Origin of the sequence: Caenibacillus caldisaponilyticus (assembly GCF_002003465.1) — a bacterium.
Lineage (GTDB): Bacteria > Bacillota > Bacilli > Bacillales > Sporolactobacillaceae > Caenibacillus > Caenibacillus caldisaponilyticus.
The window spans coordinates 44,203-69,570 of the sequence record NZ_BDDQ01000013.1; the positions used below are offsets into that span (position 1 = coordinate 44,203).

Below are 25,368 nucleotides of genomic sequence, written 5' to 3' on the forward strand. Positions count from 1 at the left end.
GGAAACCTCCGCTTTTTAAACGGCATGAGGCAAGCGAACGGTCAGCGGCATGGGGATTTCGTTCAAAAAGGGACCCCGCGTCGTGAAAGAACAATGTTTTCGGCGGACCAGACGATAAAACGCGGCGCCATGCCATGAGCCAACCGACCTTTCGACTATAACAACGGGGACAGAAGCCTTGAAGTGGATTCCACGACGCGGCGGATGATCGGGCGCTTTTTGAACGCCTCCCATTCGATCTTCTTCGCATTGGCCAAGTCCTCGATGAAATCGCGAACGAGTTGGACCGTGCTCTCGGTCTTGTACAAAAACGCGTTTACTTCAAAATTCAAATGAAAACTGCGCATGTCCATGTTTGCCGTTCCGATGGAAGCCAATTCATGGTCGACGATGATGACTTTGCTGTGCATGAATCCCAATTGATATTCATAAATCTGGACGCCCGCCTGCAGCAATTCCGGGAAATATGAGTGCGAGGCATAAAAAACGATGCGCTTGTCGGGGCGGTTCGGAAAGAGCAATTTCACGTCGATGCCGCTCAACGCCGCGACCTTTAACGCGCTCAAAATGTCTTCATCCGGAATGATGTACGGCGAAGCGATCCATATCGAGCGCTTCGCCGAGACGATCATGGAAAAGAACAAATGCTTAATCACTTCCCACTCGTCATCCGGCGAAGAGGAAATCATTTGCACGGCGCCGTTTCCGGGCTTGATGACCGGCTCGGCCAGAAAGTAGTCATGATCGGAAATAAATTCCCCCGTCATGTAGTACCAGTCCTGAAGAAAGATGGCCTGCAGGCTTTTGACGGCCTCGCCGCGCACTTCCAGATGCGTGTCGCGCCAAAAACCGAAGGCAGGATGTTTCCCCAAATATTCGTCGCCGATGTTCAAACCGCCGACAAAGCCGATTTCACCATCGATGACGGCGATCTTCCGGTGATTGCGAAAATTGATTTTATGGTTAAAAAACGGCAAACGGACGGGGAAAAACGGCACGATTTCGACGCCGGCCGCCCGCAGCTCGGCAATGTACTTTTTGGAAAGCCGCCAGCTGCCGACCGCATCGTAAAGAAAGCGGACCTCGACGCCCTCCTTGACCTTTTGAATGAGCAACTCCTTCAATTGGTTGCCCAAATGATCGTTGCGGACGATGTAGTACTCCAAATGGATGTGTCGTTTCGCGTTCGCGATCGCCTCGAAGATCGCCGCAAAGGTCGCCTCGCCGTTCGTCAGGACTTTCGTCTCCGTCGCAAAGGAAACGGGATATTGGCCGAGCCGCTGCGCCAGCCGAAGGGTGGATTGTTGGTGTTCCCCGACGATGTCCATTTTTTCGCGGTCAAGGATGCGCGACGCCGTCGACTCTTCAAAAGACAATTCATCTAAATAAGCCCGTTTGCGAAACAATCGCTTTTTGCGATAGCTTTGCCCGAAAAGGATGTAAAAAATGAAGCCGACAACGGGAAATACCGCGAGCACAATCAACCAGGTGATCGTGCGCGACGGGTTGCGGTTTTCCAAAAAAATGATGATGCCGATAAAGACAACGGTCAAGGACAACCCAATGTTCAGCGTGTCGAGCATCCACCGCTGCCAATTTTGCAATAAGAAAAGAATAAGAACGACGATGATGATCAAAAACAATAATTGCGCATTTTTTTTCATGATCGGTTGCCTTCTCCTTCGTTCACCCGAACTACCGCAAATGCTCCAGGAAAGTTCGATAAAAATGCCGGATCGGTTGTGAACGGAAGTGTCTATGATGCATTGGGATGATACGGTTTTCCGGTAACCGGTCAACCATTCGATCCATTTTTTTCGCTCAAAGCGTGTGGAGGGATACCTATTTTTATAATTTTACATGAAATGCAAGCATTTTGAAAGGAAAATTCGTCTGGACTCAGGCCAGACTTTGCCGAAAGGGGCGGGCTTCAACACGGGAATGGTTGAGGAAAATAAAAAAGCTTACTTTCAAGTTAGAACATACATTCCCTTTTGTCAAGAAACCCCCGGCCATACGGAAGCGGCGGCGCACCAGAATATCCTTCAAGAAGACTTCCATAAGACCGCTTCGCTTTTCCGTGAGGAACGGCTATAAAGTGAACCGGCTCCCATTCCGGAAGCCGGCTATTATTATACACTATTATAGGAAATGGCGGCGAATGACGTTCAAGGCATCGTGTTCAATGATCGCTTTTCCGTATTCTTGCAAAACATGAATCGTGATTCCGGTCTCTTCGCCGAACTCCAACATTTTGCTGAGATCGTTTTCCCATTCGTATTCCGTGGCATTTTCATCAAATAGCGCATAAAGATAGTAATGATCGTCATAGAGATAGATCGCCGTGTCGACGGTCGATTCCACCGTGCGCCGGCTCAAGTCGATGAGATCTTCAAAGTCATCGAAGCGCATGATAAAGGATAATTCTTCATCGCCCGCTTCGTCTTCAAAGGACGAAGGATCCTCGCTGTCCGGTTCCTGAAAATCGGGCGATATCGGAATGTCAATGCGCTTATCTTCGGAAATCGGCAATTCCAGTTTTTTGCCGTCTTTCGACAACTGTGCTCGCGTCACGATGATTTCGAGCCCTTTTTCCAACGCCTGGACTTGAATCCAAAGCGGTCCTTCGATTGGAAACGATTCGATATGATGAACTTCATCCATCATATCCCAGAACAATTCTTCGCCGCGTTCCCGATTAAACCATATTTCTTCACGATCAAAGCCGCGATCTTCGATGTCCCGATAGCTGATAAAAAACTTTATCGTGTGCTCGTTTACCCGTTCGATATCCATAGGAACCTCTCCCTTCCTGTAAAGTCGTAAAGTCGGGAGACCTCTCTCCTTTGAGACCGGATATCGGGACAAACCGCTCAGGCTTGTCTTCAGATGATCTTTCAACGGTCTCACCTCTATTGTATGACATCTCGCGAATAAAAGAAATAAAAAACAACAATCATCAGAACAATCAACGATTATCCCCCGCAACCGCCGAAAAAAATCCCTTCATTCAGCCGTCGCCGTTCATCCCGACCGTCCGTCATATTTTTAGGACAAGTCCGCATATGATGGATGTAGAGAAGGAAAGGGGCGGTTAAATGATGACATGGTCCGGCGAAGCCATCATCCCGGTGATCAACATCATCTTCATTGATCTTATGCTCGGCGGCGATAACGCCGTCTTAATCGCCATGGCCTGCCGAAAGCTGCCGCCCAAACGGCGCAGTAAAGCGATCATCGTCGGCACCGGACTCGCCGTTATCCTCCGCGTGTTGCTGACGGCGATCGTCTTATCGCTCTTGCAAATCCCCTACCTATTAATCGTCGGCGGACTCTTGCTCGTGGGAATCGCCTACCGGTTGATCATCGACAAAGCGAACGATCTCAACGTCCAGGCCGGCACGACATTCTTCGGCGCCGTCCGGACGATCGTGTTCGCCGACCTCATCATGGGCCTTGACAACATTCTCGGCATCGCGGGGGCTGCCCACGGCAATCTCACCCTTGTCGTCTTCGGCTTATGCATTTCAGTGCCGATCATCATTTGGGGAAGCAAGCTGATCCTCACCGCCCTCGACCACATACCGGGATTGATCTACCTCGGCGGCGCGATCCTCGCGTACACCGCCGCTCAAATGATCATCAGCGAACCAAAGTTCCGCGCCTTTTTCGCCGCCTATCCCGCCCTCAAATCGACCGTAACCGTACTCATCATCGTCGGCGTGTTGCTCGGGGGCTGGATTCATAATCATGGCGAATCATCGCGGGTCTACTGATGCGGCTTCTCGGTCGGTCCGGATGCCGCCGAATGAATCATCTGTCGGTAAACGCGCCCGTAAAATCTCGAGGCGCTGCGCTTTTCCAGCCGACCGCATGCCGTTCGGTGAAACACGCCATTCCGATGACGAATCCGGATAATCAAAAAGCTGGCTTCCTAAGGCCATCGGCCATGACCTTATGAGCCAGCTTTTTTAAATGGTGATTAATTGACCATGCGTTGCGCTTCTCTTAATTGGTATGTCCGTACTTTTCGCGGCAAGAAACGGCGGATTTCATCATCGTTATAACCGACTTGCAATCGTTTTTCATCGATGAGAATCGGGCGGCGCAGCAAACCGGGATTGTTTTGAATCAGCTCATACAAATCTTGAAGCGGCATGTTGTCCAATTGGACATTCAGCTCTTGAAACGCCTTGGAACGCGTCGAAATGATTTCATCCGTGCCTTCTTCCGTCATCCGCAAAATTTCTTTGATTTCTTCAATCGAGAGCGGCTCCGCAAAGATGTTCCTCTCTCTGTACGGAATGTTATGTTCTTCAAGCCAAGCTTTCGCTTTCCGGCATGACGTGCAACTGGGAGACGTATATAGTGTAACCACGCGGCTTCACCCTCCTTAATGGACTGTGGTTCAACGAGCTCAGTTTCATCCTCTCATTATTATATTATAATGTTTCTAATTTGGCTAGACCCCAAAATTGAGAAACATTAAATCCATTCTTGTTCACGGACGGGTGTATTCTCAATTGTAATCAAAAAGAGAGAACCATGCGCGTTCGGTTCTCTCATGCGGGTATTTTCACTTGCGGCGCAGGGCTTTGCTGTTGCTTCGGCTGCCAGCTTCCCAGCCGTTCTTTCAGCCATTTCTTTAAAACGTCACGACGTCTTCGTTTTGCTTGCGCTTTCGGCTTCATCTTCAACGCCTCCCATGGGTTAAAGATTCAAGCACCGTGCCGTTCGTACGACGTCGTACCACGCAGCGTCGACGCTTCTAACTTATATTCTCCTCCTGAAGCCTCTCTTTTGTCAAGACTTCGGCTTAACGGATCGCATCCTGATAAACGGGTAGGTCTTATTAAGAACAAATGGAGTGGTTAGCTGATGTTCAGCTCCTTTTGTATTATAATGAAGGCATTGGATTCATCTTGAAGGTTACCGTTTGTTAACAATTCCCATTTTTCGAGGGACAAAGTATAGAAAATAAAGGAGCGGGATTTAAGTGACAATCGCGGTCATTTATGGAGGGACACGGCCAAAAGGCAATACAGAGATTCTAACCGAAATGGCCATAGAGGGGCTTGACGTAGAAAAAATATATTTAAAGGATTATCATATTCAACCGATCACCGATCAACGCCATACAGAAGAAGGATTTCAGGAGATCAATGATGATTACAACTCTGTGATTGAACGTGTTTTAAAGCATGACATTCTGATTTTTTCAACACCTATTTATTGGTACAGCATGTCAGGAACCATGAAGAATTTCATTGATCGATGGTCACAGACATTAAGGGATCCCAAATTTCCTGATTTTAAAAAGAAAATGTCTGCCAAACAAGCCTATGTTATTGCAGTCGGGGGAGACAATCCCTATATAAAAGGGCTGCCCATGATCCAGCAATTCCAATTTATCTTTGATTTTATGGGGATTTCGTTTGCGGGATATGTACTCGGAAAAGGAAACAAGCCCGGTGATATTTATCAAGACAAAAAGGCGATTTACGCTGCCGAACAGCTGCTAAAGAATACCAAGTAATCATGACCAAAAGGAAACTTTTTTATTGAATGGGTTCTGATTCCGGCATTTATGGAGAATCAGAGCCTTTTTCTTCAAAAAAGAAAGCAATCGTTTCGTTTTCCATTTTTCTTTTTTTTCAATCGCTAAAATGTATGAAACATGGATGGGCTCCTTTGCCCTCACCCACTCAAATTTATTTAGGTCTTGATCTATTTTATAAGATTCATCTTTTTTCTCCTTTCTTCGCCTGATCCTGCGAATCTGAATGCCACGGCAACTGGCACAAGCCCGTGCAACCGCCTCCATGACGTGATATATTTAAAAATAGATATTTACATAGGAAGAAACAGGATACCGAGAAACGTTCGCTCATCATTAAGTCACTTTTTAATGTGGACAAAACAGGCGAGCTTATCTGCCCGTTGTACGCGATGGCTGCCAACATGAGAAAAGGCAGGCTATCGCCGACGCTCCTCCTGCCTAATATTTAAACAGCGCAGAATAAAAGAAATAGGTGATGGTTGTGTTGATGAAGGCGGTCTCCGTTGCTGCCGTGATCCTTATTGTCCTTATCCTCGTCCAATATTTCACGAATGCCTTGCCCGCGTTACTCTTGCAAATCGTCTTATGGATAACGGCTCTTTTGTTTATCCTCCATTTGGCGCTTAAACATCGCAAAAAAACATGAGCGGGTTCGAGCGCCGGCCGCAACCGCCCGCCATCGAAACCGACCGGGAAAACGATCAATTAAAGAATCGGTAAACATGAAAAGGTGTTCCGCAACAAACGGAACACCTTTTCTCATTTATTGAACGCGTGCTTATATTCGTCGTCATAAAGATGGCAGGCCACCCAGTGACCTTCCCGCGCTTCCCGCAACTTCGGCGCGACTTGCGCGCAAATATCCGTCGCCAATGGGCAGCGCGTCCGGAAACGGCAGCCGCTCGGCGGGTTCACCGGGCTCGGGACGTCGCCTTTTAAAATGATGCGTTCGCGGCTGCGTTCATAGTTCGGATCGGGAACCGGGATCGCCGACAAGAGCGCTTCGGTGTACGGGTGAAGCGGATTGTCGTAAAGCTCGTCGCTTTCGGCGACTTCCACCATGTTGCCGAGATACATGACGCCGACGCGATCGCTGATGTGTTTAACCATCGACAAATCGTGCGCGATGAACAAATAGGTCAGGCCGCGTTCTTTTTGCAGTTTCTGCAGAAGATTGACAACTTGCGCCTGAATGGAAACGTCGAGCGCCGAGATCGGTTCGTCGGCAATGATGAAATCCGGGTCGACCGCCAAGGCGCGGGCGATGCCGATCCGCTGCCTTTGCCCGCCGCTGAACTCATGGGGAAAGCGGTTGGCGTGCTCCTTGTTCAATCCTACGGTTTCGAGCAATTCATAAACTTTTTCGTCGCGCTCTTTTTTGCTCTTTGCCAAGCCGTGAATATCGATGCCCTCGGCGATGATATCCTTGACCGTCATGCGCGGATTGAGCGAGGCATACGGATCTTGGAAGATCATTTGCATTTTCTTGTTGAATTCTTTTAACTCTTTGCGCGACATTTTGGCGTGGACGTTTTTCCCCTCAAAGAGGACTTCTCCGTCCGTCGCTTCATACAGGCGGATAATCGTGCGCCCGGTCGTCGACTTGCCGCAGCCGGATTCTCCGACGAGGCCGAACGTTTCCCCTCTATATATATGGAAAGATACGTCGTCGACGGCTTTTAAGATCGCCTTTTTGCCGACTTTAAAATATTTCTTCAGGTTCTTTACTTCGATTAATTTCTCCCGTTCCGCGGTTTCGGTCATTTTCCGGCACCTCCGACTGCGATGATTTCAGGCGGTTCGACTTTCGGGGCCCGTTCATCGAGCAGCCAGCATGCGGTTTTCTGCGTTTCCGACAACGTCGTATAATCCGGCATATATTCCACACAGACTTTCATCGCATGCGGGCAACGCGGCGCGAACGGGCAGCCCTTCGGCGGATTGGAGAGATCCGGAGGGGTGCCGGGAATCGCCAACAGTTCGTCCGTCTTCGAATGCAGACGCGGCATGGACGACAACAAACCCCATGTGTACGGATGTTTCGGCCGGTAAAAGATTTCATCAACCGTTCCCGTTTCCACGATCTTTCCGCCATACATGACGGCAACGCGCTGCGCCATGTTGGCGACCACGCCGAGGTCATGGGTGATGAGGATGATCGACGTCTGCATTTTATTTTGCAGATCCTTCATCAAGTCCAGAATCTGCGCTTGGATCGTCACGTCGAGCGCGGTGGTCGGTTCGTCGGCGATGAGAACCTTCGGGTTGCAGGCGAGCGCGATCGCGATGACGACCCGTTGCCGCATCCCGCCGGAAAATTGGTGCGGATATTGTTTGACCCGCGCCTCCGGATTCGGAATGCCGACGAGATCGAGCAGCTCAATCGCCCGTTGCAACGCTTCTTGCTTGCCCAACTTCTGGTGTTTGCGCAAGCCTTCCATGATTTGTTTGCCGATGCTCATGGTCGGGTTGAGCGACGTCATCGGGTCTTGGAAAATCATCGAGATTTCCGAACCCCGTATCTTTTGCATCTCCTTTTCGGAGAGCTTCGTCAAATCTTTGCCGTTAAACCAGATTTCCCCGGATTTGATGCGGGCCGCCGGCTTCGGCAAGAGCCGCATGATCGTTTTCGACGTGACGGATTTGCCGGAACCGGACTCGCCGACGATGGCCAAGGTTTCGCCTTTTTTCAGTTCGAGATTGACGCCGCGGACGGCTTGGACCTCGCCCCCATACGTATCAAATGAAACGTGCAAGTCTTTGATCTCTAGGATGTTCTCCAATCGTGTCACCCCCTATTGTCTTAACTTCGGATCAAATGCGTCGCGCAAGCCGTCGCCGAAGATGTTGAAGCAGATGAGCAGAAGGCTGATGATGACGCCTGGGAACAGCGCCTGATACGGATGAAGCGACAACATTTTGTAGCCTTCGTTGATCAACACCCCTAGAGATGCCTTCGGCGGCTGGAGACCGAGACCGATGAAGCTCAAAAACGCTTCGAAGAAAATCGCGCCGGGAACCGAAAACATCGTGTGGATGATGATCATGCTCATCGTGTTCGGCACCATGTGCTTCGAGATGATCCGACTATCGCTCGCGCCGAGGGTGCGGGCGGCGAGGACGAATTCCAAATTTTTAAGTTTTAAAACTTCTCCGCGTATGATCCGCGCCATTCCGATCCAACCGGTCATGGCGATCGCCAGGATGATCGCGGGTATGCCCGGTTGCATGACGATGATCAACAATATGATGATCACCAGGTTGGGAATGCCATTGAGCACTTCGAGTATCCTCTGCATGATGTTGTCGACCTGGCCGCCGAAATAGGCGGAAATCCCCCCGTAAGCGACGCCGATAATCAGGTCGGCCGCAGCGGCGACGACGGCGATGAAGAGGGAAATTTGCGTGCCTTTCCAAACCCGTGTCCACAGGTCGCGGCCGAGTTTGTCCGCGCCAAACCACAAATCTTGTTTGATGCCGCGCTCTTTGTAAACGTCGACGCCTTGTTCGTTTTTGCCGTCAAAAGGCAGCCAATGAATGTTAGCCAATGCGGAAATGCGCGGCGGCAAGTTCGAGCGTTTCAAGTCTTGGTCATCGATGCCGTATTTGCTCATGTGCGGCCCGACGAGCGCCATGATGACGATGAGCAGGATAATGAACGCGCTCACCATCGCCGCTTTATTTTTGCGCAGGCGCCGGAAACCGTCGCTCCAAAAGCCGATGCTCGGTCCCGAAACTTGTTCTTGCAGGCTTTTATCGATGACCGCCGGCTGGAACATGTCTTGGGTGATTTCTTTTTTTGACACAGCCATCATGATTCGCCTCCAGCCAGCCGAATTCTCGGGTCTATGACCCCGTACAAAAGATCGACGATGAACACAACGACGATGAAAGCGACCGAATACATGATCGTCGTCCCCATGATCATCGGATAGTCGTTTGTATAAACGGACGTGACGAACTGGTCTCCGATGCCGGGAATGGCGAAAATGTTTTCAATGACGAGCACCCCGGTCATCAGGTTGACGGCCATCGGACCGACGATCGTCACGATCGGTATGAGCGAGTTGCGCACGGCGTGTTTAAACGTCACCGCCGGCCGGGACAGCCCTTTGGCCCGCGCCATTTCGATGTAATCTTGGTTGAGGGTGTCGACCATCGCCGTTCTCATGTACCGGGCAATGGTTGCGACCGGCCCGAAACCCAAAGCGATGTCCGGCAAGATGTGATACGCCGGCCCTTCCCAATAAGCGACGGGCAGCCAATGGTGCTTAACGGCGAAATAATATTGCATCAACTGGGCGAGAACGAACGACGGCACCGACACGCCGATGACGGCGACGATCATCGAGCCGTAATCCCAAACGGTGTTTCGCCGCAAGCCGGCGATGATGCCGAGCAGAAGGCCGAAGACGAGCCCGATGACCATAGCCTCGAAGCCGAGATCGGCCGATACCGGCAGGCGTTCGCCGATGATTTCCGTGACGGGGCGTCCGTCAAATTGGAAAGAAACCCCCAGATCGCCTTTCAGCAAGTCTCCGACATATTTGACGAACTGCACGGGAAGCGGTTTGTCGAGCCCGTATTTATGGTTCAAAAGTTCGATCATTTCGGGTGAGAGTTTCTCCTGGTTTTTATAGGGCGTACCAGGCAATAATTTCATAGAAAAAAACGTGAGCGCGACAATCACGAACATTGTCACGATCATGTAGATGATGCGCTGTACGATATAACGTCCCAATGCTGCAGTCACCCCCTGTGAATTCTATGTGTCTATTTTCCGGGATAATAGGACTAAAGTCAAGGATTAATTCCATTTTTCGCAATTATTGATAGGCATGAAAAGAAGAGCATGCGCCGCGATGACGCATGCTCTCCTGAGAACCGCCGCGGTGAAACGCGATCAGTGTTTATAGACTTTGGCGTGACGGAAGTCAGTCCTCGGGCTGCTGTTTTGGAATTCGAGGCCTTTGACGTACGGCTTCACGAGGAACGCGGAACCATCTTGATACGTCGGGATGACCGGCGCTTCTTCAAGCAGCACTTTTTCGGCTTCTTGAAGTTTTTTCCAACGTTCTTCGGGCTTGTTGCCGAGGTTTTGGGCTTCGTTGATCAATTGGTCATATGTTTTGTTCGACCATTTGCCGGTGTTTTCAGCATTGCCGGTCGTGAACATGTCGAGGAACGTCATCGGGTCTTGATAGTCCGGGCACCAGCCGCTGCCGCCGCCGATGTCATAGTTGCCCGCATCGTCGCGTTTCAAATATTCGCCCCACGGTTGTTTGTTGATCGTGATTTTCAGGCCGTCGAGCGTTTTTTCGATCTGGTTGGCATTATATTCGGCGAGCTTGCCGGCGACCGTCGTGTCCGTCGTCATGAATTCAAGCTTGGCCGTCTTAATGCCGAGTTCTTTCTTCGCTTCATCCCAAAGCTTTTTCGCTTCATCCTTGCCGCCGAGGAGATAACCTTTCGGGGCCGCGGCGCGGAAATCCTTGCCGTCCGGTCCGAAGGTGAAATCTTTCGGCACAAGGTAATGGGCCGGAATCGAGCCGTCATTCAACAGCGTTTTCGTCAAGCCTTCGCGGTCAAGGGCCATCGCGATCGCTTGGCGGGCTTTTTTGTTGGCCAAAATTTTGTTTTTCGAAACGTTCAATTTCAGGAAGAAGACGCAGTTGCCGGCTTGCGTATGGAATTCCGGGCTGTCCTTGTATTGATCGATGTAATCAGCAGTCAAGGTGTCCATATAGATTTTGTCGGTCTTATAAAGGTTAAGCGCTGTGACGTCGTCTTTCACGACGTTGTAATTGACTTCGTCGATCGTGATGTTTTTCGCATCCCAATAATCCGGGTTTTTCACGAGCGTCCAGCCTTTGCCGTGATCCCATTTGGCCAGCTTATACGCGCCGCTGTAAATCATGTTTTCCGGTTCTTTCGCGTATTTGTCGCCTTGCTTTTCAACAAAATCTTTCTTGAGCGGGAAGAACGGCGGGAACGCCATCAAGCTCAAGAAATACGGCGTCGGTTTTTCCAGCGTGACTTGCAGCGTTTTATCATCGAGCGCCTTCACGCCGAGCTGGTCGACTTTTCCGAACAGGTCGCTGTTTTTGTCCATGATTTTCGCCGCATTTTTGATATTCGCGGAAGCGTAAATGTACCCGTAAGCCGCGGCGGTCTTCGGATTGACAAAACGTTGCCAAGCATAGACGAAATCTTGGGCCGTGATCGGCGAGCCGTCCGACCATTTGATGCCGTCGCGCAACTTAAATGTATATACTTTGCCGTCCGCGCTCACTTCCGGTTGACCGGCCGCGAGATCCGGAACGGGCTTATCCTTGCGCATCGTCATGAGACCGCTAAAAATGTTCGTCAACACGCCAAAGGATGTCGTATCGGTCGCTACGCTAAAATCAAGCGACGGAATGTCAGATCCTGATGCAAAGTACAAGACTTGTTTGTCGGCGAGCTGATTTTCGCTCTTCTTTTTGCCCCCGCCGTCGCCGCTGCTTTGGCTGGAGCCGCCGCAGGCCGCGAGGAACAAGCTCAAGACGAGCATGATCGAAACAAAAATCGACCATTTCGCTTTGCCTCTCATCTCAAGTATGACCTCCCTAATATTTTGTATACAACGGGCAATATGAATTATTCTAATTATACTGTCATATCGCCCATATCGGTATTATACAAGTTTTCCTTTAACTTTGCATCAGTTATTTTTGTTTTTTTTCAATCATGGCGAAATGATAACGATTTCATTACAAAAATACTACTTTCGGCGTACTTGTTTTCTTACTATTTTCTGCCATTTATGTCATTGATTCGAATGGCCGTGAATGTCAGACGCTTTAAAGATAAGCGCTTACGGAAACGGATTTGCAGAAACGAGCAAAATATGGAAAAGAACCCGGAATCAGCGCTCCGGGTTCTGTTTTCCTGCCGACCGCCGCACTCAGTGTTTGAGCAGCTTCGCGTGGCGGAAATCGGTGCTCGGTCCGTAGCTTTCATAAACGAGCCCCTTGACGTAAGGCTTCGTCAGGATCGCGTCGCCGCTTTGGTAAATCGGAATCATCGGCGCTTGTTCGATCAAATATTTCTCCGCCTCTTGGAGTTTTTTCCAACGTTCGGCCGGTTTGGTGCCGAGCGCCTTCGCTTCGGCCATCAGTTGGTCATAATGCTTGTCGTTCCATTTGCCGGAGTTGATCATGTTGCCGGTGGTCCACAGATCGAGGAACGTCGTCGGGTCTTGATAGTCCGGGCACCAGGAGCTGCCGGCGCTCACGTCGAAGTTCGTGCTCTTTGAGCGTTCCAAATAATTGGCCCAAGGCTGTTTGTTGATTTTAAATTCGATGCCCGGCAAAGTCTTTTCGATTTGATTCGCGTTGTATTCCGCGAATTTTTCCGCCTGCGGCGTATCGGTCGTCAAATATTCCAGCTTCAGCGTTTTGATTCCCAGTTCTTTTTTCGCTTCTTCCCACAGTTTCTTCGCTTCCGCTTTATCGTCTTTCAAATACCCCTCCGGAGCGACGTCGCGGAAGTCTTTGCCGTCCGGTCCGAACGTAAAGTTTTTCGGAACGAAGAAGCGCGCCGGAATCGAGCCGTCGTTCAGCAAGGTATTAACCAGGCCTTCCCGGTCGACGGCCATGAACATCGCTTGCCGGACTTTAAGATTTTTGAACGCCGGGATCTTCGCGATGTTCAGCTTCATGTAAAAGACGCAGTTGCCCGGAATGGCTTTAAATTCAGGGCTGTCTTTGTATTTGTCGACGTATTCTTCGGACAGTCCGACGTCGTAGATTTTATCGGTATTGTAAAGATTCAAACGGGTCGTTTGGTCTTTGACGACTTTATAGTTGACCTCATCGATGGTGATGTGTTTGGCATCCCAATAATCGGGGTTTTTCACCAAGGTCCAGCCTTCGCCGTGTTGCCATTCTTTGAGTTTGTAGGCGCCGTTGAAGAGCATGTTTGCCGGCTCTTTTGCGTATTTATCGCCTTGTTTTTCAACAAAATCTTTCTTGAGCGGGAAGAACGGCGGGAACGCCATCAAGCTCAAGAAATACGGCGTCGCCGTTTCCAAGGTGACTTGCAAGGTTTTGTCGTCAAGCGCTTTCACGCCGAGCTGATCGACTTTTCCATATAAATCGCTGTTTTTATCCAAGATTTTGGAAGCGTTTTTAATATTGGCCGCTTCATAAATGTAAGCATAAGGCGCCGCGGTCTTCGGATCCAGTTCGCGCTGCCAAGCGTAGACGAAGTCTTGCGCCGTCACCGGGCTGCCGTCGGACCATTTGATGCCGTCGCGCAATTTAAAGGTGTACACTTTGCCGTCCGCGCTGACTTGCGGCATGCCCTCGGCCAAATCTGGCACGGTTTTACTGTTATAGACGGTCATGAGGCCGCTTTGGATCATATAGAGCACGTCAAAAGACGTGGTATCCGTCGCTTGGGCGATGTCGAGCGACGGGATGTCCGCGGTTGACGCAAAATAGAGGACTTGATCCTTGGCGAGTTCGGAACTGCCTCCTTTCGAGCTGCTCGTTTTATCGGTTTTTCCGCCGCCGCCGCATGCCGTGAGGAACAAACCGAAGATCAGCAAAAGCGTCAGCAGCATTGACAGTTTCTTCTTTCTCTTCATCCCGTATGACCCTCCTTGGCTTGCCGTTTCTATAGTCCGGCTATTCTGACCATATAGCCTTATCTGGTATTATACAGACTTTTCTTGATATGTCACTACCTTTTTATTAAAGATTTTAAATTTAAAATTATGTATGCGCTTTAATAAATATTGACTTCTAAAATATGGAAAAAATGCACGCCCGATGGCTTTGCCTAAATTAACAGCTCCCGCCTGAACGGCAGGAGCTGTTTATGTTTATATACGGCTCGCCGCTTTTCGGCGCCGAACATCAGTGTTGCAAAATTTTGGCGTGGCGGTAATCAATGCTCGCGCCGTAGTTTTGGAAGACCAAACCTTTCACGTACGGCTTGACGAGGACCGCTTGGCCGGTTTGATATTCGGGCACGATCGGCGCTTCCGTGATCAAAAGTTTTTCAGCTTCTTGCAGTTTGGCCCAGCGTTCGGCGGGCTTGTTGCCGAGATTGACCGCGTCTTGGATCAATTGGTCGTATTGTTTGTTCGACCATTTCCCGGTATTGTTTTGGCTGCCGGTCGTCCACATGTCGAGGAACGTCATCGGGTCTTGATAGTCCGGGCACCAAGCCGCACCGCCGCCGATGTCGTAATCGCCTTGATCATCCCGCTTCAGATATTCGTTCCACGGTTGTTTGTCGATCGTGATTTTGACGCCGTCCAGCGTTTTTTCAATTTGATTGGCGTCGTATTCCGCAAATTTCGAAGCGGTATCGCTGTCGGTCGTCAAATATTCAAGTTTGAGCGTGGTGATGCCCAACTCTTTCTTGGCTTCATTCCAAAGTTTTTTCGCTTCATCCTTGCCGCCGAGGAGATAACCGTTCGGGGCCGCGGCGCGGAAATCCTTGCCGTCCGGACCTTTGGTAAAGTTCTTCGGCACGAAATAATGAGCCGGAATCGAGCCGTTGTTCAAGAGCACTTTCGTCAAGCCGTCGCGATCAATCGCCATGGAAATCGCTTGACGCACTTTCGTATTTTTGAAAGCCGGAACTTTCGCGACGTTGAGTTTTAAGTAGAACATGCAATTGCCGGGCACATATTTGAATTCACTGCTGTTTTTATATTCATCGACGAATTCCGATGACAGGTATTTCACGAAAACTTTATCCGTTTTGTAAAGGTTCAGCGACGTCGTCGAATCTTTTACGACTTGATAGTTGACTTCATCAATGGTGATGTTTTTCGCATCCCAATAGTTCGGGTTTTTCTTAAACGTCCAGCCTTGGCCGTGGTCCCACTTCGCGAGGACGTACGGTCCGTTGTAGAGCATGTTTTCCGGTTCCTTCGCGTACTTGTCGCCTTGTTTTTCGACGAAGTCCTTCTTCACGGGCAGGAACGGATAGAACGACATCAGGCTGACGAAGTACGGGGTCGGTTTTTCCAGCGTGACTTGCAGCGTTTTGTCGTCGAGGGCTTTGACGCCGAGTTGATCGACTTTGCCGTACAAGTCGCTGTTTTTGTCCAAAATTTTCGCCGCGTTTTTAATGTTGGCGGACGCGTAAATGTAGGCGTAAGGCGCCCCAGTCTTCGGATCCAGTTCACGGTGCCAAGCGTAGACAAAATCTTGCGCCGTCACCGGGCTGCCGTCGGACCATTTGGCATTGCCCCGGATTTTAAAGGTATAAACCTTGCCGTCCGCGCTCACTTTCGGCTGTGCGGCGGCCATGTCCGGAACCACTTTATTGTTGTCGACCATCATCAGGCCGCCTTGGAGCATGCTCAGCATATCGCCCGAAGTCGAATCCGTCGCTTTCGCATAGTCCAGCGTCGGGATGTCGGCCGTTTGATACAAATAGAGCACTTGCTTATCCGCAAGCTTGCCGTTGCCTTTGCTGCCGCTTGAGCTCTTTTCATTTCCTCCCCCGCCGCACGCGGCTAAGAATAGGCTCACGACGAGCAGGAGCGAAACAAAGATCAACCCTTTCGCTTTGCCTCTCATGCTGTGACCTCCCTCGGTTGATTTCTTTATACAGTCTTACTTTAGTATATTCAGACTATATAGTCTAATACTAAAGTACGACTATGATGACATTATACCAACAATTTTTTTCTTTTTCACCACACTTTTCTAAGGAAATGCATTAAAGTTAATAAATCTTTTAAGTACTACTTTTGTTTTATTTTAGATTGTTCAATCTTTCATCTGATATAGCGGACTACAAATGTTAGTAAAAACGAAATGAAGATGATAAAAGAAGCCATAACGGATGAAGGAGGCTCGGGGAATAGAGTGGGGCATGAATCGGCATTCCGGCCGGTTGCAAATATGAATCGTTTTTTTCGATCCGTTTGCAAAAAATGATGCTTCTGACGGTACGCCCCGGCTTCAATCCATGGCCATAAAAAACGGCCGTAATGGGACATAGCAACGGGGTTCAGCGGCGCGTGAAACGACATCGGCCGATGCTTGCATTCGGCAGGCGAGACAGCCATTGCATCCGAAACGGATTCCGAAAAAACAAGGTCATGCGGGCAAAAAATTTGTAAGAGGGATGGCGTTTTTATGATATGATAAACCGTAACGGAGGGATGGCCAATGAATACACGCTGGATCAAACTCGCCGCCGTCCTATTTGTCATCGGCATCCTGTTCACGTGTCTCTTTTATCTGTTCGGCCATCAGGGCAAGGGATGGCTCGGCATCATTAATTCGGCGTTTTTGGTCAGCTTGGCATACTTTGTGATCGGCGGATTTATGTTCGTTTACTACGGCGGCTTTTTTCGCGGCATCGCTTTCAGTTTCCGCAACTTTTTCAGATCCAAAGGCGACATTTACGCCCAAGAGCTGTCAAAAAGCCAAGATGAAATCCTCAATATCCAAAAGCGCGAAGATCCGGAGATTCCGGCGCGCCATAAAAACAAACAGCCCCCGCGCACATGGGCTTTTCTCATCAATGCCGCCATTTATTTCATCTTCTCGATGACGCTGGCTTATGTTCTTTATTAAAAGAAAATGCCGTTCCATTCAACGGCCAAAGGATTTGAGGCAAACGGCGGACGGAAAAACGAACGCCTACGCACTTTTCAATGGAGAATGGATCTGTTCCCGTTCATGACGCGGATGGCAGCAGGCGCCATGGTCAAACCGGGAGCCGGCTTTTGATGGGACCGGTTGGGCGACGCCCCATGCCGTATTCCGTCGGACGGCTCATCAATTCACTTTGGCGCCGTTTTCCAGCTCCCATATTTTTTCAAAATAAGGCTGGCCTTTGATGATTCGCTCGCAAAGGTCATAATGCTTGTCCGACCATCCAGCCTTGACGGCGTTAAACAACCGCTCCCAAGCCTCGCCGAACGATAACCTCCGGCTTTCAGCATAGTGTTTCGGAAACCATTCGGTATACCAATAGCGCATCTCTTCCAAGTTGCCGACCGATTTGAGCTGATCGAGCGCCATTAAAAGAATCTGCTTCAATTGCCTTTCCTTTCTCGTCAAACCGCGCATCCAATCGGGATGCGGAGATAGAATATGATATTCCCGGTTTCCGGCTGCGCGGTTCCATTCATATATCCTCGTTTCCATGCTTCTCGCCTTTTCCAAAACCGTCTTTTCCTGGCGGGGAATCAGCCGGCTTTTGCGGATGGGCACGGTGTAGCCGAGCGTATCCACGACAAGGTGGCGCTTTTCATCCGTGGCAATAAAGCAATATTCGATGACTTCCCTTTGGTTGTTTTTCCGTATATAGCTTTTATTGCGGACGTCTTCCAACAATCTTGACGGCAAGTCGTTCAAACCGTTTTCTATGTATAAGAAGAGATCGGTTTCGATTTTCACGAGCGGCACTTGGTCGAGCAATTCGATGAAATCGTGTTTGCGCCATTCATGGAATTCGCACACGTTATAACCGTTCTCTTCCCCCTCAAACCAGTTGACCCATACGTCGCCAATGAGTTCCATCGTGCGTCCCTCACTTTGATCCTTGTTTAGCTTTCAGTATGGGCAGGACGTCATGGATTTATTCCCTCATCATTGTGTTTTTGGATGGCCTGGCAAATTCATTGACGGCTTGGAAAATAAATGCTCAGCCACATAATGAAAAGGCCGCCGAGGAACAAATAGGTTTCAAATCGGCCGGTGAGAAAGCTTAAATAACCGCCGAAGTCATGTCCGGTCGCGAGCAAATTCAAAAAAACGATGAGCGTCACACCGCCGGCCACCGCGAAGCCGAAGCCGACGAACAAAAAGAAAATGCGCAAAATCACACGCATCGCCCACCCCTTCTCAGCGAGAATGACCGGAGGCCTGTCCCCCCCTTAACCAGACTATGCGCGTCCGTCGCCGATTATGATAGATGGCCATCCCGCTCCTTCGGCGTTTGCGGGTTTCACAGTCTCTCATCGCCTGATGTGTCCATGTCTAGATGGCAAAAAAGAACCGCCCTTAAAGGGCGGTTCCGCGTGAAAATCATTCGGTATATTTTTTGAAAACGAGCGTGGCGTTGTGACCGCCGAAGCCGAAGGAATTGGACATCGCGTATTCAATGTTCATCGGACGCGCTTCGTTCGGCACGTAATCGAGATCGCACGCTTCGTCTTTTTCATGCAAATGAATCGTCGGCGGCGCCACGCTGTTCACGATCGACAGGATGGTAAAGATCGCTTCCACGCCACCGGACGCGCCGAGCAAATGGCCGGTCGACGATTTAGTCGAACTCATGGCGAGTTTATACGCATGTTCCCCGAAAACGGTTTTCACGGCAAGGGTTTCGGTCGAATCGTTGATCGGCGTGCTCGTGCCGTGGGCATTGATATAGTCGATTTGGTCGGGCGTGATGCCAGCATCATCGAGCGCTTGCCGCATGGAACGGACGGCGCCGTTGCCGTCGGGAGCCATCGCCGTGAGATGGTAAGCATCGCCCGTCGCGCCGTATCCCACGACTTCCGCGTAGATGCGGGCGCCGCGTTTTTTGGCGGATTCCAGGCTTTCCAATACGATGACGCCCGCGCCTTCGCCCATGACAAAACCGTCGCGGTTTTTGTCAAAAGGACGGCAGGCCGTCTCCGGATCCGGATTGAAGGACAGGGCCTTGGCGGAGCTGAATCCGGCAAAAGCGAGCGGGACGAGCGGCGCTTCCGTTCCGCCGGTGATGATGATATCGTTGTCGCCGCGCTGAATCGCTTTGAAAGCGTCGCCGATCGAGTTCGTCCCCGTCGCGCACGCGGTCACCGTACACGAGTTGATGCCCTTGGCCCCGAGCTGAATCGACACTTGCCCCGAAGCCATATCCGGGATCATCATCGGGACAAAAAACGGACTGACCCGACGATAGCCTTTCTCCATGGCGATGCGGAACTGTTCTTCAAACGTTTCCATGCCGCCGATGCCCGAACCGATCCAAACGCCGACGCGCGGCGCGATGTCCTCCGTGATGGTCAGATCGGCGTCTTTTACGGCCATTTTTGCGGCAACGACCGCATATTGCGTGAAGCGATCCATCTTGCGCAAATCTTTTTTATCAATATAAGGGCTCGGATCAAAATCCTTCAATTCACCGGCGACTTTTGCCGGAAAGTCATCGGGATTGACGCGGGTGACCGGCGCGATCCCGTTTTTCCCGGCGACGACGTTTTTCCAGCTGGTTTCCACGTCATTGCCGAGAGGCGTGAGGGCACCCAGCCCCGTCACGACGACTCGACGTTTCATTCCTTATTCTCCTTTCCGTTACGGTTGCGAATCACTCAAAGACCCACATTGGGATATATTCATCATCGCATAATTTGGATCGAATGTATAAAAAACAGTCCTACAAGCTTCGTCTCGGCAGGAGCCATGCCCGCGCGGACGCGCGCCGCCGGCATCCGCGCTGTTATTTTCCCCAGCGCAAAGCGACGGCGCCCCAGGTCAATCCGCCGCCGAAACCGACCAATACAACGACGTCTCCGTCCTTCATTTTACCTTCTTTTCTCGCGTCATACAATGCGAGAGGTATGGAGGAAGAGGACGTGTTGCCGTATTTGTGGACGGTTTTATAGAGCTTGTCTTCCTCAAGCCCCAGCCGTTCGCGGGAAGCTTCCATAATCCGGATGTTCGCTTGGTGCGGGATGAGCAAATCGATATCGTCCTTCGTCAGACCCGCTTTGTTGATGACGTTGACCGCCGATTCGCCCATCTGGCGCACGGCGAATTTGAACACTTCCCGGCCGTTCATGGCGATGTAGGGGCCGTCTTGGTACAAATCTTTTGCACCGCTTCCGTCCGCACCAAGCTCAAAGGACAGGATGCCTTTGCCTTCCGACACCGGCCCCATGACCACGGCCCCGGCGCCATCGCCAAAGAGCACAGCGGTGCTGCGGTCCTCCCAGTTGGTAATCTTCGACAACTTCTCAGAGCCCACGACAAGTATATTTTTGTATACCTTATTTTCAATAAACTGTTGCGCCACGATCATCCCATACATAAACCCGGCGCAAGCGGCGCCGAGATCCATCGCGGCCGCACGTTTAGCGCCGAGGCGGTCTTGGATGAGACAGGCGACCGATGGGAACGCCATGTCCGGCGTCACCGTCGCCACGATGATCAAGTCGATATCCTCAGCGGACAGCCCGGCGTCTTCCAGCGCTTCCACCGACGCATGGTACGCCATATCGGACGTGTCCGTGTTATCATCGGCGATTCTTCTTTCTTCTATACCCGTCCGGGTGCGGATCCATTCGTCCGATGTATCCATCATTTTTTCAAGATCGAAGTTGGTCAGCACCCGGTCTGGAACATAACGGCCAATCCCTAAAATTCCGACGCTCATATTGGGTCCCCCACTCATTTTATTAGTTAATATTATGACTTGGTACTAATTTTAGCGGATATTCATTTTTTTGTCTAGAAAATCGTTCAAAAACTTAATATGCCAAGCATTTCGCGACATGGGCCAACCGCTGGCGATTTTTTCATGGGTCGCAGCGCGGCTTATTATGGTTGGCGGCTTGTTTGCGCGCATAAAGGAATTATTGTAAAGTGGCAGTGTATCAAGCTTCTATCTGGCCTGATCCGAGCCGATCCGTGCAACATGATGCGGAAAAGGAGGGGTAGAAGTTGCAAGCATCCACGATGGAACAGCTTGCACCCGGATCACAAGATGAACGGATCCAAAAGCTGTTGGAGACGGGGTTGTTGCGGGAAGAGGAACGCTGGATATGGGAGATGATTCGGCCCGAGCGCTTGCTGCGGTTTTATCAAGTGTTGAATCAGCGGACGCGTTATATCTCCATTTTGCTTGAAGCCGTCGATGACGGGCACAATCAGGCGGCGGTCCTCCGGACGGCAGACGCCTTTGGCATTCAGGATGTCTCCATCATCACCGGGGGCAAACCGTTTGAGCCGAACAAAAACGTCACCCAAGGCGCCCATAAATGGCTGACGATCAGCAAAAAGCCGGACGTGCAAACGGCGGTTCGAGATTTGAAGAAGAAAGGCTATCAAATCTACGCCACATACCTTGGGGACGGCGCGGTGCCGATCGGAGAGATCGATCTGTCCCAACCGCTCGTTCTCCTGTTCGGTAATGAACACCAAGGCATTTCCGAAGAAGCGGCTGAATTAGCCGACGGAAAATTTTACATTCCCATGTACGGCTTTGTGCAAAGCTTCAATATCTCCGTGGCGGCGGCGCTCGCTTTGCAAGAAATCACGAAGCGGGCCCGTGAAACGGCAAAAGCGCGTTATTATCTCACCGATGAAGAAAAGCGCGAGCTGTTTTGGGAATGGATCATGAAAACCCTCAGCCCCAGACTCCGGCAAAAGGTGCAAAAGAAATTGGAAAGCCTGAGTTCAGTGCCCTCCGGTCAACATGGCCCGACGCGCCGGCTGACCGGCTGACGATCCGTAGCGGACGGACGCACAAAGAACAACTCCCGTTTATGAGCGGAAACGCATGGATATAGACAAACGATTGCCCCCAGCGAGCCGCATGTCGGCGAGCTGGGGTTTTTCGCATCTCCCGCCAGCTGGATTTCGAGAAGCCAGCCCGTGCAGGCGTCCATTTTTCTCAAGGGCGGGCTCCCTTCCCGCCCCGCTATTACACCTCGGCGCAGACAACTCATATAATATGAATGCCACACGCAAACGGTTAGGAGGGGTGTAAATGGCAGATTCCAATCAAAATCAAAACCGGCAGTACATGCCTCCCGTCGATCCCTTTACTCCATTCATGTGGGGGCCGCCCGGGCCTCGGCCCATGATGCCACCGGGGCAATCGGACCCGTACCCAACCGGCGCTCCGCCCGGCCCTTTTCCAGGCGCTATGAATGCGAACGACAATTTTGACATCAATAAAATGTTGGACGGCGCCGACAAATTTATTAAATTTATGAATCAAACCCAACCGATGCTCAAATCGCTCGCCCCGCTCTTCAATATGTTTAAAAAATAACCCATCCGGCAGATCGGATCGGCTAACCGCGATGGTCTTTGAGCGTCATCGCCGGGTAGAACCCAAGCTGTTCGGCGGCCTTTTCAAAAGAAAACCGCGATAAACCGTTTCCGAATTGAAAAACATGAAGCCCCGGCGAGAGCGCGGCCGTCAACGCCCGATAAACGCCCGACGCCGCATCGAGGACATGCAAATGCTCCGTCCGCTTCGAACGCTTCTGCCCTTCTTCATAAACGGACGGCATCCGGCAGACGACCACCCGCAGCTCAGGGGCTGTTTCTCTTTTCGCCAATAGCGTTTCAATCGCCGTCCGTTCGGCCGCATCGGCTTGACGTCCCGCCGCGCTGACCGGGGCAACCCGGTGCCTTTCATGAACAACGCCCGACGGCTTCCCATAAATGTCCGTGTGAGAAAGGAGAATGATCCGCTGCAAATCCGGCGAAAGCGTAAGCAGTGTCTCCAGGCGGAGGGCGAGCTCTTCTTTCGTCAACGGCGAACGGGAGGCGCGAAAATCGACATGGCTGTCCAAGCAAACAGCCGCGTCGGGGCGTTCGGCGACGGCCTCCCAATCGTTGTCGTCCACGGTTTGAAAAAAGGCATGGCGGCCGAAAAACATCGCGCGGTCTTCTTCGGCCGCCCGCTCTGAAGAACCGCTGTACACCGACGCGACGACCATTTCTTGGTCCAATAAATATTCCGTGATCCGGACCCCAAAACGGCTCAAGCCTCCATAAATCACGACCCGGCTCATGCCTCTTTCCCCCGCGCAGGCGGATCGGGCGCCCCGCGCACTTCCGTTTTTTCGCTCCGGCTTTCCGCCTTAAATTTGGACTCCAGTTCTGAAAGCCGCGCGCTTCCCTTCTCCGTCAAATTGCGGGGATCTTGATTCAAAAGCGCCAACCATTCCTCGCGTTCGGCGTCCAATTGGACCACCCCTTTCACCATAAAAATATGTTGGATTCACGAAATCATGCGTTTTTAGCCGAAACGACGCGTGCGGACGTCCGGCGGGCAGCCGTGCGGATGAAAACAAGCTCAGCGAAGCGCGGAAAGGATAAAAAAAACATTCCCCGAAGCGGGGAATGCCTGAAACATCAAGAAATGCCCAATGCGATTTTGGCATAGCGCGATAAGCGGTCTTTCGTCCACGGCGGATCCCAAACGATATTGACGTCTACATTGTTGACGCCTTCGATCGGCATCAGGGCGGCCCTGACGTCCTGTTGAATGGTCGCGGCCAGCGGACAGCCCATCGCGGTAAGGGTCATCGTGACGAGAACATCGCCGTTCTCATCGACGTCGACGCCGTAGACGAGGCCCAAGTTTATAATATCGATCCCCAGCTCGGGGTCGATGACTTGTTCAAGCGCTTCCATGATCTCTTCGCGCAATGCTTTTTCGTTGATTTCGGCCACGATTACCCTCCCCTTCTTTTTCTTTATTATTATAATATAACCCCTTTAGGTTTTAAATAAAACGAATTGGCCTATCCTCGCGGCCGGTGCGCACGTTTAGCCAAGTGCTGAACGACCGTGCCCCTCTGCCGTTGGCCGCTGAACGGCCGTCAAAGACCATCGATGCGGCACGCGCCTTCGCGGTTTTCCGCCTTGTTCGGTTTTGCCGCCTGAAGATTCTTGACCGTTTTTTCGCCGACTGTGATTGTCAAAAACGACAGCCCTGAAAGGCGGCATGCCCCAATCATTCGGCGCGGTGGATCGGCAAGAAGGGAAGGACCGCACGGTTCGCAAACGGGTCAACCGGCATCTTGTTTTTGCTGTCCGGACGTGTCGATCAGGCGTCCGGGCAAAGCGAGGATCGACGCATTGAGTTCGTCCAGTTTATTCTCTATTCGATGGAGCAAATAGAGCGTCACGACGATCGGAAATCCGACATCCTTGACCATCCCGAGCCATTCCGCCATCCGTCTCCCCCTTTCCAAAGACCTCCTGATTTCTGATGTCATCGGCCAGCAAACGCGTCATGCGGCGTCTTTTGTCACGGTGCGCCAACATCGCGGCCCGATGTTTGCGGAGCAGCAGGACGACGCACCTTGCATAAATGGTTGCCAAAGCCTTTTGCTGGGACATTGCCCCGTTGTTTGAAAAAAGAGGGCCGTCCATCCGGCCCTCCCTACCGTCACGTCAACGGAATTTCAGTGACATTGCGTTCGACGATGCGCGCGGCGACCTTCTTTACCAAATCGCCGCCGGAAGACGTCAAGGCGTTTTGCGCCAAGATGACATCCATCGCTTGATTCACCGCTTGCGCGTTGACCGGCTCAACGGGGTTGTCCAAGGCATAGCGGACAGTCTTGCCGGCGGCGTTTTCAAACAAAAGTTCAATCGTCTTCGCCACGTCTTTCCCCCCTTCCGCTTTTCATGATTCCATTCTGGCCCGTTCCTTCCGCTTCTGCGCACGGATGACTCATGCCGCGTGGGACAGGCATGGCATCCTCCTACGCGCTGATGGACGAGCGGTCGCTCCGTTCGATCGCCACAAGCGGATGTTGTTGCACCGACGCCAGCGCTTGACCGATCGCAAACAATTGATCGTTCGTCGCCGATGTTTTCAAATTGTTAAAGGTTTTGCGCTTGACGATCGGATTGCCTTTTTCGTCCACGCCCGCATCAAGCGTAAGGATCAGGCTTGAATCCATGAGATTGGCGGTCGCCATCCTCTCACCCCCTTCTTCACTTAATAAATCGCCGGCTCATCCGCATTTCGGTGAGATGGACTGAAAAAAAAAGCGAGCGCCCCGGACAACCGGACGCCTTCGCGGACGGGATATCTCCAAG

At 51.3% G+C, this 25,368-nt stretch carries 26 protein-coding genes; 5 read left to right on the forward strand and 21 right to left on the reverse strand.

The features are described 5' to 3' along the window. Window positions 1-155: 155 nt before the first annotated feature. Together cls and mecA are read right to left on the reverse strand one after the other, a co-directional pair. Entirely contained in the window at window positions 156-1,664 is a 1,509-nt protein-coding gene (gene cls, locus CCB157_RS04840; RefSeq protein WP_077614793.1) for a cardiolipin synthase, read from the reverse strand. Window positions 1,665-2,142: 478 nt separating this feature from the next. After that, on the reverse strand, window positions 2,143-2,796 hold the full coding sequence (mecA, locus tag CCB157_RS04850) for an adaptor protein MecA (protein ID WP_077614795.1): 654 nt from the start codon (window positions 2,794-2,796) through the stop codon (window positions 2,143-2,145). Between the two features lie 302 nt (window positions 2,797-3,098). Here mecA and CCB157_RS04855 point away from each other — a divergent pair, with 302 nt between their 5' ends. Then, entirely contained in the window at window positions 3,099-3,776 is a 678-nt protein-coding gene (locus CCB157_RS04855; protein WP_369688659.1) for a TerC family protein, read from the forward strand. Between the two features lie 206 nt (window positions 3,777-3,982). Here CCB157_RS04855 and spxA read toward each other — a convergent pair whose 3' ends face one another. Together spxA and CCB157_RS18205 are read right to left on the reverse strand one after the other, a co-directional pair. Then, complete coding sequence (spxA, locus tag CCB157_RS04860) at window positions 3,983-4,378, reverse strand: transcriptional regulator SpxA (protein ID WP_077614796.1); 396 nt, start codon at window positions 4,376-4,378, stop codon at window positions 3,983-3,985. A 184-nt stretch (window positions 4,379-4,562) separates the two neighbouring features. After that, a complete protein-coding gene (locus tag CCB157_RS18205; protein ID WP_274519616.1) occupies window positions 4,563-4,691 on the reverse strand; it encodes a hypothetical protein in 129 nt (42 codons plus the stop codon). A 305-nt stretch (window positions 4,692-4,996) separates the two neighbouring features. On the opposite strand from CCB157_RS18205, the gene CCB157_RS04865 reads away from it, so the two are divergent. Further along, on the forward strand, window positions 4,997-5,536 hold the full coding sequence (locus CCB157_RS04865) for a flavodoxin family protein (RefSeq protein ID WP_077614797.1): 540 nt from the start codon (window positions 4,997-4,999) through the stop codon (window positions 5,534-5,536). A gap of 783 nt (window positions 5,537-6,319) precedes the next feature. Here the strand turns inward: CCB157_RS04865 and CCB157_RS04870 are convergent. The 7 genes from CCB157_RS04870 to CCB157_RS04900 all read right to left on the reverse strand — a co-directional run bounded on the left by CCB157_RS04870 (window position 6,320) and on the right by CCB157_RS04900 (window position 16,146). Then, window positions 6,320-7,324 (reverse strand): ABC transporter ATP-binding protein, encoded by a 1,005-nt coding sequence (locus tag CCB157_RS04870; RefSeq protein ID WP_077614798.1) that lies wholly within the window; start codon window positions 7,322-7,324, stop codon window positions 6,320-6,322. Continuing rightward, the gene (locus CCB157_RS04875; protein WP_077614799.1) at window positions 7,321-8,343 is read right to left on the reverse strand and encodes an ABC transporter ATP-binding protein; all 1,023 of its coding nucleotides are present in this window, start codon (window positions 8,341-8,343) and stop codon (window positions 7,321-7,323) included. Before CCB157_RS04875 ends, CCB157_RS04870 begins: the two co-directional genes overlap by 4 nt. 12 nt (window positions 8,344-8,355) lie before the next feature. Beyond that, a complete protein-coding gene (gene opp3C / locus CCB157_RS04880; RefSeq protein WP_077614800.1) occupies window positions 8,356-9,372 on the reverse strand; it encodes an oligopeptide ABC transporter permease in 1,017 nt (338 codons plus the stop codon). After that, window positions 9,372-10,301 (reverse strand): oligopeptide ABC transporter permease, encoded by a 930-nt coding sequence (gene opp3b, locus CCB157_RS04885; RefSeq protein ID WP_077614801.1) that lies wholly within the window; start codon window positions 10,299-10,301, stop codon window positions 9,372-9,374. Before opp3b ends, opp3C begins: the two co-directional genes overlap by 1 nt. Window positions 10,302-10,463: 162 nt before the next feature. Then, complete coding sequence (locus CCB157_RS04890) at window positions 10,464-12,152, reverse strand: peptide ABC transporter substrate-binding protein (protein WP_077614802.1); 1,689 nt, start codon at window positions 12,150-12,152, stop codon at window positions 10,464-10,466. Window positions 12,153-12,506: 354 nt separating this feature from the next. Beyond that, a complete protein-coding gene (locus tag CCB157_RS04895) occupies window positions 12,507-14,192 on the reverse strand; it encodes a peptide ABC transporter substrate-binding protein (RefSeq protein WP_077614803.1) in 1,686 nt (561 codons plus the stop codon). 271 nt (window positions 14,193-14,463) lie between these two features. Continuing rightward, window positions 14,464-16,146: a peptide ABC transporter substrate-binding protein gene (locus CCB157_RS04900; protein ID WP_077614804.1), complete on the reverse strand. Its 1,683-nt coding sequence runs from the start codon at window positions 16,144-16,146 to the stop codon at window positions 14,464-14,466. A 597-nt stretch (window positions 16,147-16,743) separates the two neighbouring features. Between CCB157_RS04900 and CCB157_RS04905 the strand changes: the two genes are divergently transcribed. Beyond that, entirely contained in the window at window positions 16,744-17,154 is a 411-nt protein-coding gene (locus tag CCB157_RS04905; protein ID WP_077614805.1) for a DUF3899 domain-containing protein, read from the forward strand. Between the two features lie 204 nt (window positions 17,155-17,358). On the opposite strand, the gene CCB157_RS04910 is transcribed toward CCB157_RS04905, so the two are convergent. From CCB157_RS04910 to CCB157_RS04925, 4 genes are all read right to left on the reverse strand, one after another. After that, entirely contained in the window at window positions 17,359-18,105 is a 747-nt protein-coding gene (locus CCB157_RS04910; RefSeq protein WP_077614806.1) for a DUF3603 family protein, read from the reverse strand. 98 nt (window positions 18,106-18,203) lie between these two features. Continuing rightward, entirely contained in the window at window positions 18,204-18,416 is a 213-nt protein-coding gene (locus tag CCB157_RS04915; protein WP_193432258.1) for a YuzI family membrane protein, read from the reverse strand. Between the two features lie 196 nt (window positions 18,417-18,612). After that, on the reverse strand, window positions 18,613-19,851 hold the full coding sequence (gene fabF / locus CCB157_RS04920; RefSeq protein ID WP_077614807.1) for a beta-ketoacyl-ACP synthase II: 1,239 nt from the start codon (window positions 19,849-19,851) through the stop codon (window positions 18,613-18,615). A gap of 163 nt (window positions 19,852-20,014) precedes the next feature. Next, window positions 20,015-20,950, reverse strand: coding sequence for a beta-ketoacyl-ACP synthase III (locus CCB157_RS04925; RefSeq protein WP_077614808.1), 936 nt, complete (start codon window positions 20,948-20,950; stop codon window positions 20,015-20,017). A 302-nt stretch (window positions 20,951-21,252) separates the two neighbouring features. Between CCB157_RS04925 and CCB157_RS04930 the strand changes: the two genes are divergently transcribed. Both CCB157_RS04930 and CCB157_RS04935 read left to right on the forward strand, forming a co-directional pair. Beyond that, window positions 21,253-22,020: a TrmH family RNA methyltransferase gene (locus CCB157_RS04930; RefSeq protein WP_077614870.1), complete on the forward strand. Its 768-nt coding sequence runs from the start codon at window positions 21,253-21,255 to the stop codon at window positions 22,018-22,020. 265 nt (window positions 22,021-22,285) lie between these two features. Continuing rightward, on the forward strand, window positions 22,286-22,573 hold the full coding sequence (locus CCB157_RS04935; RefSeq protein ID WP_077614809.1) for a hypothetical protein: 288 nt from the start codon (window positions 22,286-22,288) through the stop codon (window positions 22,571-22,573). 22 nt (window positions 22,574-22,595) lie between these two features. Here the strand turns inward: CCB157_RS04935 and CCB157_RS04940 are convergent, their stop codons facing one another. The 6 genes from CCB157_RS04940 to CCB157_RS04960 form a co-directional block, all read right to left on the reverse strand. Continuing rightward, the gene (locus tag CCB157_RS04940) at window positions 22,596-23,324 is read right to left on the reverse strand and encodes an NAD-dependent epimerase/dehydratase family protein (RefSeq protein ID WP_077614810.1); all 729 of its coding nucleotides are present in this window, start codon (window positions 23,322-23,324) and stop codon (window positions 22,596-22,598) included. Further along, window positions 23,321-23,497: a hypothetical protein gene (locus CCB157_RS17540; protein WP_158077207.1), complete on the reverse strand. Its 177-nt coding sequence runs from the start codon at window positions 23,495-23,497 to the stop codon at window positions 23,321-23,323. Before CCB157_RS17540 ends, CCB157_RS04940 begins: the two co-directional genes overlap by 4 nt. Before the next feature lie 170 nt (window positions 23,498-23,667). Next, the gene (locus CCB157_RS04945) at window positions 23,668-23,949 is read right to left on the reverse strand and encodes a metal-sulfur cluster assembly factor (RefSeq protein WP_193432261.1); all 282 of its coding nucleotides are present in this window, start codon (window positions 23,947-23,949) and stop codon (window positions 23,668-23,670) included. A 377-nt stretch (window positions 23,950-24,326) separates the two neighbouring features. Continuing rightward, a complete protein-coding gene (locus CCB157_RS04950; RefSeq protein WP_077614812.1) occupies window positions 24,327-24,494 on the reverse strand; it encodes a YvrJ family protein in 168 nt (55 codons plus the stop codon). Between the two features lie 215 nt (window positions 24,495-24,709). Next, entirely contained in the window at window positions 24,710-24,928 is a 219-nt protein-coding gene (locus CCB157_RS04955; protein WP_077614813.1) for a DUF2922 domain-containing protein, read from the reverse strand. Window positions 24,929-25,028: 100 nt separating this feature from the next. Further along, window positions 25,029-25,247, reverse strand: a complete 219-nt coding sequence (locus CCB157_RS04960) for a DUF1659 domain-containing protein (RefSeq protein WP_077614814.1) — start codon at window positions 25,245-25,247, stop codon at window positions 25,029-25,031. Window positions 25,248-25,368 lie beyond the last annotated feature (121 nt).